We start from the raw sequence: 14,325 nt of genomic DNA on the forward strand, positions 1-14,325 counted from the left end.
AGACACGAAAATGAAAAATCCAGCGAAACAACCGCAACAAAACTCACAAGCTCAGAAAAAGACTAGATCCGGTGCGTTTCCACACAGCCTCCGGACACTCCGGACTTCTGGATATTCAAACGCTGGTGACGCAGAAGGTGTTTGCGGCCGCAGCGGCGGATATTTGACAACGCAGCAGTTTCTCCGTTTGCGAACGTTCGGACGAGTAACAATGCCTTAATATCCAAAGACGCCACTTCGCGGTAGTTAGAAATGACCATCGTGCAGCACAACATTGCTGACAACGCACGCCGATGCCTAACCTTGATCGGATACGCAACCAGTCGGTCTTTCCGAAAGTAATCATCTATCAAGACGAGAAGCTCTGAACGACAGTGTTCAAGAAACATGCATCTCTAATTTGAACGTGTTTTAGAGCATCAAACCTTGTCCCAAGCTTCAATGCAGGACAAATTTGAGTTTCACGATTCCACCAACAGCCAATTCCAGGTATCAGCGCTAGACTGTTACGGCCTGCATTAGCTGGTCACGCGACACGTCTTCCCTAGTGCCATTGATCAAGACTTCCCCGCGTCGCAGTGCGATAAATCTGTCCGCAAGATCATAAGCGAAATCGAAGTATTGCTCGACCAGGATGATTGCCATTCCGCTGGTCGTTCTGAGGTGTCGGATGACTTCGCCTATTTGTTGGATGATGTTGGGCTGAATGCCTTCGGTCGGCTCGTCCAACAGCAGCAGGCGTGGCCGCGTGATCAATGCCCGCGCGATCGCCAGCTGCTGTTGCTGACCACCAGAAAGGTCGCCTCCGCGCCGGTGTTGCATTTGTTTAAGAACTGGGAACATATCAAAAATTTCATCTGGCACGAAACGTTCGCTGGCGGGCAAGCAGGAGAAACCTGTTTCAAGATTTTCGCGAACCGAGAGCAAAGGGAAAATCTCGCGGCCCTGAGGGACATAGGCCACGCCTTTCCAGGCCATCAGATGAGCAGGCAAAACACCCAGTTTCTTGCCGCCGAGTTCCATATTGCCACCCGAACGAGGATGCGAACCTGATATTGCTTTCATCAGGCTGGTTTTCCCGACACCGTTGGTCCCCATCACGCAGGTTACTTCACCTTGTCTGGCTTCCATGGAAATCCCGTTGAGGATTTGCGAATGCCCATAATGTAGAGTCAGATCGGTCAGCTTCAGCATTGTTTAACGCCCCAGATATACGTCAATAACGTCCTGATTAGATGTCACGTGATCAAGACTGCCCTCGGCCAGGACAGACCCTTCGTGCAGCACCGTGACTTTGCAATTCAAACGCCGGACAAACTCCATATCATGTTCCACCACGACCACGGCGCGGGTTCCGGCAGCCTGAACCAGCAAGTCGGTTGTGTGTTCGCGCTCGAGCGGGGTCATGCCGGCGGCAGGTTCGTCCACCAACAAGAGACGTGGCTCCTGGGCCAGCAGCATGCCGATTTCCAGCCACTGCTTTTGACCGTGGCTCAGTTCGCCAGCTTTGCGGTTTAAGTCCTGTTGCAGGCCGATTTCGGCGGCCAGATCTTCAACTTTCTGCAAATCGCCTGCGGAAGTTCGATAAAAAAGCACGTGCAGCCAGCCACGTTTGTTCTTAAGCGCCATCAGCAGGTTGTCGTGCACAGTTTGGTCTTCAAAAACCGTTGGTTTTTGAAATTTCCGTCCGATCCCGGCCTGCGCAATCTTTGCTTCCGACATTCCCAACAAAGGTACGGATTTCTTTCCCCAGATGACGCGTCCTTCATCGGGCCGGGTCTTGCCTGTGATGATGTCCATGAACGTGGTCTTTCCCGCCCCGTTTGGACCGATCACGGCTCGAAGCTCGGTCTCGCCGATCCGGAACGACAAGTTGTTGATGGCTCGGAAACCGTCGAAAGTGACCGAAACACCGCTAACCTCAAGCAGAGTATTCATTCGATTGCCTCCTTTTCACGCAGCGCGCCGTCATCAGGGCCTAAGTTGGCACCGTGGCGATCAGGGTGTCGCCGGTTGCTCCAGATATCGAATAAGCCGCCTATTCCCTGGGGGGCAAACAGGGTAACCAGAACGAAGGATACGCCCAGCAGCACCTGCCACCAGTCGACCCATTTGATCGTGTAGAAACCCAGCGGTATATCCGGGGCCTGCCCGCCCGTGAACCATGTGCTGAGCAGGCTGACGAACGCCGCGCCGATGACCGCACCATACAGGCGACCCCGCCCGCCGATGGCGACCCATACGGCCAGATAGATAGACGCGATCGGGGCCATTTCCTCGGGATTGATGATGCCTGCCTGCGGGTAATAGAGCGCGCCCGCGATGGCCGCGATGCAAGCGGTCAGGGTGAACACGGTCAGTTTGTAGACTTCGACGGAATAGCCAAGGAACCGCACGCGTGCCTCGTTGTCGCGGATGCCCCGGATGACTGAGCCAAACTTGCCCGAGACGATCCAAGCCGCCAAGATGTAGCCCAGCCCCAAGGCCAGAGAGGAGGCCCAGAGGAACCAGATGGACACCACGTCTTGCGAAGCGGTGACATTCGGCAGGTTCTGCAGACCGGACAGGCCATTGTTGCCACGCAAGCCGCTGTCGTTCTGAAACAGATACAGGGCCAGTGCTAAGGTCATCGCTTGGGTCAGGATCGACAGATACACGCCAGTAACGCGGCTGCGGAAGGCGAGCCAACCGAAGATCAACGCCAACAGCCCGGGCACCAGAACGACCATCGCCAATTGCAATGCCAGACTGCCCGAAAAGGCCCAGATCAACGGAAATTCTGACGATCCGACCACGCCAAAGATTTGTGTGCCGATGGCGTCAACGACCTCGGTAGGTGTCGGCGGGATTTCGGATTGTGAGAGCGACTCGACCACGATCAAACGCGTACGTTCGTACATCAGCCACATGCCGATCATGTAGCCGCCCAGCCCGAAAAAGGCGAAATGGCCAAGCGAGAGGATGCCGGTGAACCCCCAGACCAGATCCATCGCCACAGCGATCAGGCACAGGCACAGTGTCTTGCCCAGCGTCTTGACGAAGCTGGTCGAGATCACGCCGATCCCAAACCCTTCGGAAAGGACAGTCACCCCGAGGGTGAACAATGACAGGATGGCGAGAAAGACCAGAACGGATGGGTTCTTGGCGACAAAGCTGCGTTCCATGGATCAGTCCCCCGCCGCGCGGCCTTTGAGGGCGATGATGCCCCTTGGCCTGAACTGGATGAAAATGATGATGAAGACGATCATGTAGGTTTGCGCTGCAAGGGTATTCGATGGGTTCGTCCACTCGATCCCTTTTTGCAAGAAACCGATCATCCCGGCCCCCGCCAGCGCACCCCAGATGTTGCCGACGCCGCCGACTACCACGGTCATGAAGCTTTGCACGATATAGTCGCTGCCCAGATCGGACGTGACTTTGGCGAATAGGCCAATCGCAACCCCGGCGATCCCGGCGATGCCCGAGCCAAGCCCAAAGGTCAGCATATTCACGCGCCCGGGATTGATCCCCATTGACGCCGCCATGCGCGGGTTCTGCGTCACCGCGCGCATCTCAAGCCCCAGCCTTGTCCGTTTCATGATGTAGAGGAACAGCCCCAGAAAGATCATCGCCAACACAAAGATCGCAATGCGGATGTAGCTGATCGAGACCACGTCGTTCAGCACCCATGCCCCGTCCAGCCAGCCGGGCGCGGTCAGCGGCCGGGCCTGTGTGCCAAAGATGTTCTTGGCCAGTTGCTGCAGGGCAATCGAGATACCAAACGTCGCCAGAAGTGTCTCCAGCGGGCGGGCATAAAGCCAGCGGATCACCAGCCGCTCCATCGCGACGCCCATTGCAAAGGTGACGGCAAAGGCCATCGGGATGGCGACGATGATCGACAGCGTATGGTCGGGGATGAACTGCTGCACCACATAGCCGGTATAGGCACCCATCATGATGAACTCACCATGGGCCATGTTGATCACGCCCATCACGCCGAAAGTAATGGCCAAACCGATTGCCGCGAGGAAATAGATCGACGCCAACGAGATCGCGTCCAGTGTCAGATCGAGCGATTGGTTCACGCCAACTTTCAGCTCGATCTGTTCCAGAGCCCTCTCGGCTGCTTCGGTGACTTCTGCAGACGGCTCGCTGTAGGTTTCGTAGAAAACATGCGTGTTCACTGCGGTGGCGACATCTGCGCTGGTTACTAAGACGGGAACAAGCCCCGCATCAGCCAGAGAGGCATATGCACGCGCTCGCATTTCATCAGAATATAGCCGTGCGACGGGAATACCACCTACGCGGCCCCCATCGACGTTGGCTGCCAGTGCCGCTCTGATGCCGTCCGCTGAAACACGCGGTGCGGCAAGGTTTCTTGCGACGAGCAAGTCATACGCTTGGTCAGACGTTAGACCGTGTGAGCCCGGTTCAAGAATAGCGGCGACGTTCAGGTCCGTGGGCAATTCGGCTGCCGCGTGCCGGGAGGTGACGACCAAAGGGTTCAGAGCCGCACGCACATCAACGCTCAGATCGCCGGACATTTCTTCGATCGCGGCCACGCGAGTTGCGGTATCGTCGTCAAATCCAATCGTCAGCAATCGTTCAAGCCGCTGTTTCTGAGCCTTCAGATCTGCATCAGGTTCATTGGAAATCGACGCACGTAGGGGCTCCAGTAAGGCTCCTTGGGGATCACGCTGGATCGACTGCAATGCGGCCAGACGCTTCGCGCGATCCGGGTCCGTCAGCTGGAACTGGACCAGGGCTGTCCTGATCATAGCGCGGATACCACTGTTGGGTTTCAGCTGCTTCAACTCGGATTTCTCGAACGTGCCGACGACGTCACCTGTATCGAAGTCGGTCAGTTCATACGACCGCCCCTCACCTTTCTGGCCAGAAAAGAACAGACCGTCAGACTTGCGTATCCACATGTCCTTGGTGGCCCATGTCTCAAGCATCGCCTGCGCTTGGGGCAATCCGCTGGATGCAATCGCATCGATCGCCGGCTTGATGGTTTTACGCGAGCTTTTGGCGATGATCTCACGATGTTCCTGAAGGATCGGTTGCAGTCCGGTGTCTTGCGCGTTGGCGGTCAGGCAGGTGCAAAGGAATGCGAGGCCCGCGAGGTAAAGTCTTAACATGTAGGGAAACCTGGTTGTCTTGAAACAAGGCGGGTGGTGACACCCGCCTTTCAGGAGGCTTAGTAGTTCGACAGGGTCTGAACGCAGGTCTTGGTCTCGGTGTTGTACATACCGCAGCCCAGTTCTTTCCAATCCGACACCAGAACTGCCGATTCCGGAAGGAAATCGGTCCACGCGTCACCCGGCACAACGTCGGTCTCGCTGATGATGTCGAACTGCCCATCGTCCTGGATCTCACCAATCAGAACCGGCTTGGCCAGGTGGTGGTTCGGCAGCATCACAGCGGTGCCACCGGTCAGGTTCGGGAACTCCTGCCCGTACATTGCGGCGCGTACTGCGTCGACTTGTGTCGAGTCGGCTTCGGTCGCGGCGTTCAGCCACATGTTGAAACCGATGTAATGCGCCTCCATCGGGTCGTTGGTCACGCGGTCTTTGCCCATGGTGGCTTTCCAGGTCTCAACGAACTTGGCGTTGGCGTCCGTGTCAGCCGACTGAAAGTAGTTCCACGCGGCCAGATGACCCACAAGGTTGGTGGTATCCAAGCCCGACAGTTCCTCTTCCCCGACCGAGAACGCCACGACCGGAATGTCATCTGCCGACACGCCAGCCGCCGCCAATTCCTTATAGAAGCCGATATTGGCGTCACCATTGATGGTCGAGATCACACCGACCTTCTTACCATCTGCGCCCAGCGCAACCACATCAGCCACAATCTTGGACCAGTCGGAATGGCCAAAGGGTGTGTAATTGACGAAGATGTCGTCATCCGCGACGCCCTTCTGCTTCAGATAACTTTCAAGGATATTGTTGGTGGTCCTGGGATAGACGTAGTCTGTTCCAAGCAGCGCAAATTTCTCGACCCCGAGTTCCTCAAGGAAGTAATCGGTTGCAGGAATCGCCTGCTGGTTCGGGGCAGCACCGGTATAGAAGACGTTTTTCGAGCTTTCTTCGCCCTCATACTGAACAGGATAGAACAGCAGACCGTTCAGTTCTTCGATTACCGGCAGAACCGATTTGCGGCTTACCGATGTCCAGTTGCCAAAGATCACATCCACCTCGTGTACCGTCAGCAGCTCGCGCGCTTTTTCGGCAAACAGGGGCCAGTCCGAAGCCGGATCAACCACAACCGCCTCAAGCTGTTTACCCAACAGCCCGCCCTTGGCGTTTTGCTGGTCGATCAGCATCAGCATGGTGTCTTTTAGCGTCGTCTCCGAGATTGCCATCGTGCCTGAAAGCGAATGCAGCACGCCAACCTTGATTGTGTCTTCGTCCGACAAGGCTGCGGTGGCCATGACAGCAAATACAGCCGATCCGGCGAGCGTGGATTTGAGCGATTTCATGTAATCCTCCTGGCGGGGCCGGGAGAGAGGGCTTGCACAAAGGCACACTCTTCTTCTACCTGATCCCCGCAACTGTTGTTGCGTTTACGTGTGGCGGTTGTGTTCGAGGTCCAATTCGCGCAGCCGTCACACACCCTGCGAACTCTCTCCGCTTTGGGCACCCATACGGTTTCTGCATCGCAGCGAAGTTAGCAATATGCCTGCGGGGTATATTTGGAATTTGGCAGTCAGTGCCTAATTTTTTGGCTACCGGGCCCGACGCCGTCCAAAATTTGAGCGGATGACGTGGAATAGGACCGTTTACGGCACTGTAAATTAGTCTTCCGACGCGTCAGCAGAGAAACAGAGAGCGCCAAACGACAGTCAAAAGGTGCCCTATTTCCCAAGCAGCAGCCATATTGCCTTTCCAGGACACAACGCCACCGCGTGCCATAGGTTCTGTTAGCTTACGCACCAAGCCGCTGGCCAATCGGAGCGTGATAGACAGGTTTCACCAGTCCGGCTCATTCAGGTGCCTGTTTCCCAGAGCCACGACACCTGATCTGGATGCGGTTCTTCTGAATACGGCCGGTGGTGTGACCGGAGGCGATTCATTCCGGTTTTCCGGGACAGCCGCCGAGGGCACCGCACTGACGCTAACAACACAAGCCTGCGAGCGCGTCTACAAGGCACGACCTGACGAGTTTGGACGAATAGCCAGTCACGTGACAGTCGAGTCAGAAGCGCGTCTGAACTGGTTGCCGCAAGAGACGATACTGTTCAATGGCAGTGCCCTGGACCGACGCCTCAGGATCGATCTGGCCCCGAATTCCGAGGCGCTGATTGTTGAACCCTTGGTGTTCGGGCGCTCGGCCATGGGCGAATTGCTGACCGGCATCCGTCTGCGTGATCAGGTCGAAATTAGGCGCGACGGAATTCCGGTGTTTCTGGATTCGCTGCGGTTTTCAGGTGATTGGCACGCGCACCTGTCCAAGCCGCATATTGCCAGTGGCGCAAAGGCCATGGCGCTGATCGTCTTGGCGTCCGAGTCCGCCGAAGCTCATCTGGAGCCCATCCGTCAAATGTTGCCCGACACTGCAGGCGCGACCCTGATCCGCAATGATCTGCTGGTCATTCGTGTTCTCGCCGAAAACAGCTTTACCCTGCGCCAAACGCTGATGCCAGTCTTGCGCCGGTTGAACAACGACACGCTGCCCCGATGCTGGATGCTCTGACATGAACCTGACACCTCGTGAAAAAGACAAACTGCTGATCGCCATGTCCGCCGAGGTCGCCCGCAAACGGCTGGCTCGCGGCGTCAAACTGAACCACCCCGAGGCCATCGCCCTGATCACCGATGCCGTGGTCGAGGGCGCGCGCGATGGCCGCTCGGTCGCCGACATGATGCAAGCCGGGGCCGAAGTGATCACCCGAGATCAGTGCATGGAAGGCGTGCCCGAGATGATCCACGAGGTGCAGGTCGAAGCCACTTTTCCGGATGGTACCAAGCTGGTGACTGTCCACAACCCGATCCGCTAATTTTCCAAGGAGTTCCCAATGTACCGCATGCTGTTTCCCGCTCTTGTTCTGGCCGGCCCAGCCATGGCCCATACGGATACCCATATTCATGCCCATGGCAGTGATTACGTGATGCTCGCATCTGGGCTGGCATTGATCACGGTCATTACCATTACAGTGATAATGAAGCGGCCGAAATGATCCCGGGTGAGATCATACCTGCCGAAGGTTCACTGACGCTCAACGCAGGACGCAGCAGTCGTTTGGTAATCGTCGCCAATACCGGTGACCGGCCAGTGCAGGTCGGCAGCCATTACCATTTTGCCGAAGCAAACTCCGCCTTGGATTTTGATCGTTACGCGGCCTTGGGGATGCGATTGGACATCCCGGCAGGCACAGCTGTGCGATTTGAGCCGGGCCAGGCTCGCGAGGTTATGCTGGTCCCTTATGACGGGCGCCGGCACATCTATGGGTTCAATATGCACATCATGGGGGCTTTGAAATATGCCGGGCAAGATCAGCCGGAGTGACTATGCCTCGATGTTCGGCCCAACGGTCGGCGACAAAGTACGATTGGCAGATACCGATCTATTTATCGAGGTCGAAAGAGACCTGATCGTCGAACGGGCAACGGCAGCGCGTTTCAGCGAGACCGGGCACCGCCAAGACGTCTATGGCGAAGAGGTCAAGTTCGGCGGTGGCAAGGTCATTCGCGATGGGATGGGGCAATCTCAGGTCACGCGAGCCGAAGGGGCGGTGGATACGGTAATCACCAATGCGCTGATCGTCGATCACTCCGGTATCTTCAAAGCGGATGTCGGGCTGAAAGACGGGCGCATCGCCAAGATCGGCAAGGCTGGAAACCCGGATACCCAGCCGGGTGTGGACATCATCATCGGTCCAGGCACCGAGATCATTGCGGGCGAAGGTCGCATCCTGACCGCAGGCGGGTTCGATAGCCACATCCATTTCATCTGCCCACAGCAGATCGAAGACGCGCTGCATTCCGGCCTGACAACTATGTTGGGTGGCGGCACTGGCCCCGCGCATGGCACGCTGGCAACCACTTGCACACCCGGACCCTGGCATATCGGGCGTATGTTGCAGGCGGCGGATGCTTTCCCGATGAACCTTGCCTTTGCGGGCAAGGGAAATGCCTCGCTTCCTGCTGGGCTGGAGGAACAGATCAAGGCCGGGGCCTGTGCCCTGAAGCTGCACGAAGACTGGGGCACGACCCCTGCGACCATTGACTGCTGCCTGTCGGTCGCCGACGCGATGGACGTGCAGGTGATGATCCACACCGACACGCTGAACGAATCCGGATTTGTGGAAAACACCGTGGCTGCCATGAAAGGCCGCACCATCCACGCTTTCCACACCGAGGGCGCAGGCGGTGGCCATGCCCCGGACATCATCAAGATCTGCGGCGAGAACCATGTTCTGCCGTCCTCGACGAACCCCACACGGCCCTTCACCGTGAACACGGTCGAAGAGCATCTGGATATGCTGATGGTCTGCCATCACCTCGACAAATCCATCCCCGAGGACGTGGCCTTTGCCGAAAGCCGCATTCGGCGCGAGACGATTGCGGCCGAGGATATCCTGCATGACATGGGGGCTTTCTCGATCATCGCCTCCGACAGCCAGGCCATGGGCCGGGTCGGAGAGGTCTTGATCCGCACGTGGCAAACCGCTGACAAGATGAAGAAACAGCGTGGTCGCCTGCCCGAGGAAACCGGTGAGAACGACAATTTCCGCGTTCGCCGCTACATCGCGAAATACACTATCAACCCGGCTATTGCCCATGGTCTGAGCCATGAAATCGGAAGTATCGAAGAAGGTAAACGTGCTGACCTCGTGTTGTGGAACCCGGCCTTTTTTGGGGTGAAGCCCGAGATGGTTTTGCTGGGTGGCACTATCGCCTGCGCGCAGATGGGTGATCCCAACGCGTCGATCCCCACACCGCAGCCGGTCTATAGCCGCCCGATGTTTGGCGCTTATGGGCGGTCGGTCGAAAACTCAGCGATCACTTTTGTTTCTCAGGCCGCACAGGCGGATGGGATCGGGGATACGCTCGGATTGGCGAAACAGACGGTTGCTGTCAATAACACACGTAAGATCGGCAAGCAGGATCTTCTGCTGAACAACGCAACCCCACATGTCGAAGTCGACCCGGAAACCTATGAGGTCCGGGCAGATGGCGAACTGCTAACTTGCCAACCCGCCGAAACGCTGCCGATGGCACAACGATACTTTTTGTTCTGATCAAAAAATGCGCCGCACCGCGGCACGTTCAACGCAGAATTGACCAGACACACTCATTAGCGAGGCCAATATGACAAATATCAAATCCCACGGGAGGACCAACGGTCGCGAGGGTCCAAATGGCACACGCAGCAACCCATCTAAACGCAGGCTTTACGCTGCCCGGAATGATCACATACATCGGGTCGTCAATTTACTCGGCTCTGATCAGAGTGGCCGATGCTCAATCTCGCGTCCGGCACATCTCATTCCTAAAATCGCTCAGCAACGAAGAGTCGAAGAACCATGGCCTGACGTGCGAACGGGTCGTTCATCTGGTGTTTTCGGACACAATCTGGCCCTGACCATTCCCGCTAACAAGGAGGTGATGGCATGACCGCCCTGCTCTGTACTGCGCGCCAGTATTCGGATCACACCCACAGCGATCCGGCAGACTGCCTCTCACTGACCTATGATGACCGCTTTTTGCGGCGCAAGGTTCTGACATGCGAGAGTGGCGAACAGATTCTCATCGATCTCGCACAAACCACCTCGTTGAACCACGGCGGCGCGTTGGTTCTGGACGACGGTCGCGAAGTGGAAATACAGGCCGCGCCCGAAGCTCTGCTGCAGGTAACGGCACCGGACCTGACGCGCATCGCGTGGCATATCGGCAATCGCCACACGCCATGTCAGATCGAAGAGGATCGCCTGTTGATCCAGGTCGATCACGTTATCCGGGACATGCTTCTGAAAATCGGGGCCACGGTACGAGAGGTGCAGGAACCGTTCACCCCGGAAGGCGGAGCCTATGGCCACGGCAGGACCCATGGCCACGCCCACTGACGCCGATATCCTGACGCTGACCCAATGGTTGTCTCCTGCCTATCCCGTTGGCGGCTTTGCCTATTCCCACGGGCTGGAGGCTGCAATCGAAGATGGAACCGTCAACAGTTCACCAGACACAAAAGCCTGGATTTCAGATGTGCTGGCGCATGGTTCCGGGTGGAATGATGCATTGTTCGTTGTGGCGGGCTTCCATGCGCAAGACAAAGATGAATTGTTCGATATCGATGCCATCGCTCGGGCCTTTTGCGCATCATCCGAACGGCTCATGGAGACCGAGTTGCTGGGGCAGGCATTTGGATCAGTTACCCGAAACGTCTGGGAGTTGGACCTAGCTCAATTCACCTACCCGGTCGCTGTGGGCCGGGCCGCAAGACTGCAAAATCTTCCTGTGCTGCTGACAACCAAATTGTTTCTACAAGCATTTGCAAGCAACCTTGTCGCATGTGCAACGCGCCTTGTGCCGCTTGGGCAGACGGATGCTCAGAAATTGATCCGCCAGTTGACGCCGCTCTGTGCTCAGATCGCCGAACGAGCACAAAAAGCAAGCCTGGACGAGTTGAGCTCGACCACGTTCTTAACCGACATCGCGTCCATGAAACACGAAACACAATATTCGAGGATATTCCGCACATGACGAGTATGAACGGCCCCCTTCGCGTGGGCATTGGTGGCCCGGTCGGAGCTGGCAAGACCACGCTAACCGCCGCCTTGTCCGAAGCCTTGCGCGACGTTTGTTCGCTGGGCGTCATCACCAATGACATTTATACGCAAGAAGATGCCGAAGCACTGATGCGTATGCAGGTCCTACCGCGCGACAGGATCATCGGTGTCGAAACCGGCGGTTGCCCACACACAGCAATTCGCGAGGACGCCTCGATCAATTTAGCGGCCGTCGCCGAAATGCAGCAACGCCATCCTGATCTCGACCTGGTGTTGATTGAAAGCGGTGGCGACAATCTATCGGCCACATTCAGCCCGGAATTGGCGGATATGACGATCTACGTGATCGATGTCGCGGCAGGCGAGGAAATCCCCAGGAAAGGCGGGCCTGCAATTACGAAATCAGACATCCTTATAATCAACAAAACCGACCTGGCGCCGCATGTTGGCGCTTCGTTGCAGGTTATGGAACGTGATGCAAAAAAAATGCGCAAAGGGCGACCATTTTTGTTTTCGTCACTTCGTCACAGAAATGGGGTCGATGCAATTGTTGAACTCTTGGTGAAGCGGGCGGGACTGGTGATTTCAGAGCTCAATTAGTTCACAAGACGAAGACACCAAATAGTCAGCACTCAAAACCAAAGGTGGAGACCGGTTGTCGAGGCCAAAAAAACAATATTTCAATTTCAAATTTTTCTGGATTCTTTTAATTCACTCACCGGCTATCTGTATGAGAAACAAACCAAGATCAGCCAGGGTCAGGATGCATTGATTTTCACAGCTCGGAAAACGGAGCGGAAACATGAGCGACCCTTTTTTTCTGACAGACGAGCAGACGGCCAAGCTGTCCCCTCTCTATCTGCGGCGCATGGCAAGCCACGCGTCGATGATAGAAAGGTGCCGAGTGAATTTATATTCATCAATTGTAATCTGTTTCATTGGCGAGACGCCCTAAATGAATTCGGATCGCACAACGGAAGTTGGCCGTCGCACCGGCGGGGTGCCGAAAGCGCTTGAAACGCTTTGCAGCCGGTGGAAGCGAGGGAGCGAGAAAAATAAATTAGCTGGATCACCAATTCTAACATCGCCCGCGGCCGGTTGCCGATTTTTGTTGATGTGAACCTAGGCCGCAGCGAAACCAGGCAAAGCAGCCACTCGCTTCGTTCGACAATTTGAGTCATTTGATCTGAAGAAGAAGTCGAAACACTGGCAAAAACTCCTCGAATACGGTGGTTGTTCGGCCCGTCAGGTTTGGCTCTAAAACAAATGTAGGCGTCTCGGTGTCCATCCAGACCACAAAGCCCTTGCGCCGCAATGCTTCTCCATGCGGATGTTGTTTGTTGAAACCGGGCGGGATGCGCTTCAACTCCGGGTCACCAATCCGAAAACCCCGTTCTCGCATCTCTAAGGTGATCATAAGCAACTTCGCCCCCAGGGGTCCCGCCATCGCATTTCGGAATCCCTCCAACGAGCCCTTATGGTACTGGAAGACCCCGCAACCAAGTGACAGTTTTTCGGGTGAAAGTCCAAAGAACCACATCGGCGGCTGACCACCCTGCCCTGTCGGCATGAACGCAAGATGCAGATGCGCGTTGTAGGGTGTTTTGTCCTTGGAAAAGCGGACATCTCGATGGATGCGAAAGATCTTGCTGTCGTGGTCCTGCCCCGTCAGATCACGTAGAGCTGAAACCATGTATTCGGCAAACAATTTGCTAGGCGCTTTCAGGTGCGTCTCATAGACAAGCTTGTGCGCCGCAAACCAATCCTTCGAATTGTTGGCTTTCAGGTCCTTCAAAAAACCAACCGCCTCTTGAGAAAAACAGTCAAATCGGGCCACGGAAAACTCCGTTCAGTTTTTCTTCGGCAGCGATGCAGCGTGCTCAAGGCAAAGTCGCAGCCAACGCGCCAAAGCGGCGTTATCGCACTCTGTTTCGTCCACACGAACAAAACCACCCAGTTTGCGGGTTCCGTGAATTACTGCATGGGCTGTGGGATCTCGCAGAGCGATACTCTCGTTCACCTTGCCGACCCGAAACATGAACCGGCCCGCACCATCTTTGTGACGGCGCGCACCGCAGATCATGTTGCCATTCAAAAAGAAGCACAAGCCACCCATCATCCGCCTTTCGGAAATGCCCGCATGCGCAGCCAAATTGTCTCGCATGCGGGCATTGAGCACGTCATCGACGGGCATCAGTTGGCTGTCCAAAGTTGCCAGAGGATCGCCAGCGCAAGCACCAGCATGGTCAAAGTCGTGAGCGCCGCTCCAACCGCACGCCCTTTGCCGTTCACAGTCGCACTCAGGCTGAAATAGTGGATGAGGCGTGCGAGCAGAAGAACGCCACCACAGGCGGCGACCAGCCAGGGTGGGGTTCCGGCGATCTCTGCCCCTGCAAGGGCCAACAAGGCAAGCGGCACGTACTCGATAAAGTTCCCGTGCGCCCGCATCAGCCGCAGCAGGCTCTCATCCTCGCCGTGAAGCAAGGAAATCCCGGTCCTGGTACGACGCACACCGACGGCGATCGCCATCGGAATGCTCATCAACACAAAAATGGCTGTGACAACCAGCGCGATTTGCGGAAACTGTTCCATCTGAACCCTCCCTTCTGACCACG

General features: G+C 56.3%; 17 protein-coding genes. 9 read left to right on the forward strand and 8 right to left on the reverse strand.

The window, feature by feature from the left end:
* Positions 1 to 498: 498 nt before the first annotated feature.
* From urtE to urtA, 5 genes are read right to left on the reverse strand one after another with little or no spacing between them, the layout of a single operon-like run.
* The gene (urtE, locus tag ACR0LX_RS21345; RefSeq protein WP_480785372.1) at positions 499 to 1,194 is read right to left on the reverse strand and encodes an urea ABC transporter ATP-binding subunit UrtE; all 696 of its coding nucleotides are present in this window, start codon (positions 1,192 to 1,194) and stop codon (positions 499 to 501) included.
* A gap of 3 nt (positions 1,195 to 1,197) precedes the next feature.
* A complete protein-coding gene (urtD, locus tag ACR0LX_RS21350) occupies positions 1,198 to 1,938 on the reverse strand; it encodes an urea ABC transporter ATP-binding protein UrtD (RefSeq protein ID WP_480785373.1) in 741 nt (246 codons plus the stop codon).
* A complete protein-coding gene (gene urtC / locus ACR0LX_RS21355; RefSeq protein WP_480785374.1) occupies positions 1,935 to 3,164 on the reverse strand; it encodes an urea ABC transporter permease subunit UrtC in 1,230 nt (409 codons plus the stop codon). The genes urtD and urtC overlap by 4 nt, the downstream gene beginning before the upstream one ends.
* A gap of 3 nt (positions 3,165 to 3,167) precedes the next feature.
* The gene (gene urtB, locus ACR0LX_RS21360; protein WP_480785375.1) at positions 3,168 to 5,120 is read right to left on the reverse strand and encodes an urea ABC transporter permease subunit UrtB; all 1,953 of its coding nucleotides are present in this window, start codon (positions 5,118 to 5,120) and stop codon (positions 3,168 to 3,170) included.
* Between the two features lie 59 nt (positions 5,121 to 5,179).
* Positions 5,180 to 6,460, reverse strand: coding sequence for an urea ABC transporter substrate-binding protein (urtA, locus tag ACR0LX_RS21365; protein WP_480785376.1), 1,281 nt, complete (start codon positions 6,458 to 6,460; stop codon positions 5,180 to 5,182).
* A 476-nt stretch (positions 6,461 to 6,936) separates the two neighbouring features.
* On the opposite strand from urtA, the gene ACR0LX_RS21370 reads away from it, so the two are divergent.
* From ACR0LX_RS21370 to ureG, 9 genes are all read left to right on the forward strand, one after another.
* Positions 6,937 to 7,674, forward strand: coding sequence for an urease accessory protein UreD (locus tag ACR0LX_RS21370; protein ID WP_480785377.1), 738 nt, complete (start codon positions 6,937 to 6,939; stop codon positions 7,672 to 7,674).
* A 1-nt stretch (position 7,675) separates the two neighbouring features.
* Positions 7,676 to 7,978 carry an urease subunit gamma gene (locus tag ACR0LX_RS21375; protein ID WP_480785378.1) on the forward strand — a complete coding sequence of 101 codons (303 nt, stop codon included), beginning with the start codon at positions 7,676 to 7,678 and terminating at the stop codon, positions 7,976 to 7,978.
* Between the two features lie 18 nt (positions 7,979 to 7,996).
* Entirely contained in the window at positions 7,997 to 8,158 is a 162-nt protein-coding gene (locus ACR0LX_RS21380) for a hypothetical protein (RefSeq protein ID WP_480785379.1), read from the forward strand.
* The gene (locus tag ACR0LX_RS21385) at positions 8,155 to 8,487 is read left to right on the forward strand and encodes an urease subunit beta (RefSeq protein ID WP_480785380.1); all 333 of its coding nucleotides are present in this window, start codon (positions 8,155 to 8,157) and stop codon (positions 8,485 to 8,487) included. Before ACR0LX_RS21380 ends, ACR0LX_RS21385 begins: the two co-directional genes overlap by 4 nt.
* Positions 8,462 to 10,222, forward strand: coding sequence for an urease subunit alpha (ureC, locus tag ACR0LX_RS21390; RefSeq protein WP_480785381.1), 1,761 nt, complete (start codon positions 8,462 to 8,464; stop codon positions 10,220 to 10,222). Before ACR0LX_RS21385 ends, ureC begins: the two co-directional genes overlap by 26 nt.
* A 119-nt stretch (positions 10,223 to 10,341) precedes the next feature.
* Positions 10,342 to 10,566 (forward strand): hypothetical protein, encoded by a 225-nt coding sequence (locus ACR0LX_RS21395; protein ID WP_480785382.1) that lies wholly within the window; start codon positions 10,342 to 10,344, stop codon positions 10,564 to 10,566.
* Between the two features lie 28 nt (positions 10,567 to 10,594).
* Positions 10,595 to 11,047 carry an urease accessory protein UreE gene (gene ureE, locus ACR0LX_RS21400; RefSeq protein WP_480578832.1) on the forward strand — a complete coding sequence of 151 codons (453 nt, stop codon included), beginning with the start codon at positions 10,595 to 10,597 and terminating at the stop codon, positions 11,045 to 11,047.
* Positions 11,031 to 11,684, forward strand: a complete 654-nt coding sequence (locus ACR0LX_RS21405; protein ID WP_480785383.1) for an urease accessory protein UreF — start codon at positions 11,031 to 11,033, stop codon at positions 11,682 to 11,684. The genes ureE and ACR0LX_RS21405 overlap by 17 nt, the downstream gene beginning before the upstream one ends.
* Entirely contained in the window at positions 11,681 to 12,310 is a 630-nt protein-coding gene (ureG, locus tag ACR0LX_RS21410; protein ID WP_480785384.1) for an urease accessory protein UreG, read from the forward strand. Before ACR0LX_RS21405 ends, ureG begins: the two co-directional genes overlap by 4 nt.
* 577 nt (positions 12,311 to 12,887) lie before the next feature.
* On the opposite strand, the gene ACR0LX_RS21415 is transcribed toward ureG, so the two are convergent.
* From ACR0LX_RS21415 to ACR0LX_RS21425, 3 genes are read right to left on the reverse strand one after another with little or no spacing between them, the layout of a single operon-like run.
* On the reverse strand, positions 12,888 to 13,547 hold the full coding sequence (locus ACR0LX_RS21415) for a DUF2461 domain-containing protein (protein WP_480785385.1): 660 nt from the start codon (positions 13,545 to 13,547) through the stop codon (positions 12,888 to 12,890).
* Positions 13,548 to 13,559: 12 nt separating this feature from the next.
* Positions 13,560 to 13,904, reverse strand: a complete 345-nt coding sequence (locus tag ACR0LX_RS21420; protein WP_480785386.1) for a TfoX/Sxy family protein — start codon at positions 13,902 to 13,904, stop codon at positions 13,560 to 13,562.
* Positions 13,904 to 14,302 (reverse strand): MAPEG family protein, encoded by a 399-nt coding sequence (locus tag ACR0LX_RS21425; protein ID WP_480785387.1) that lies wholly within the window; start codon positions 14,300 to 14,302, stop codon positions 13,904 to 13,906. The genes ACR0LX_RS21420 and ACR0LX_RS21425 overlap by 1 nt, the downstream gene beginning before the upstream one ends.
* Positions 14,303 to 14,325 lie beyond the last annotated feature (23 nt).

This window comes from Ruegeria sp. CH11, from assembly GCF_056537105.1.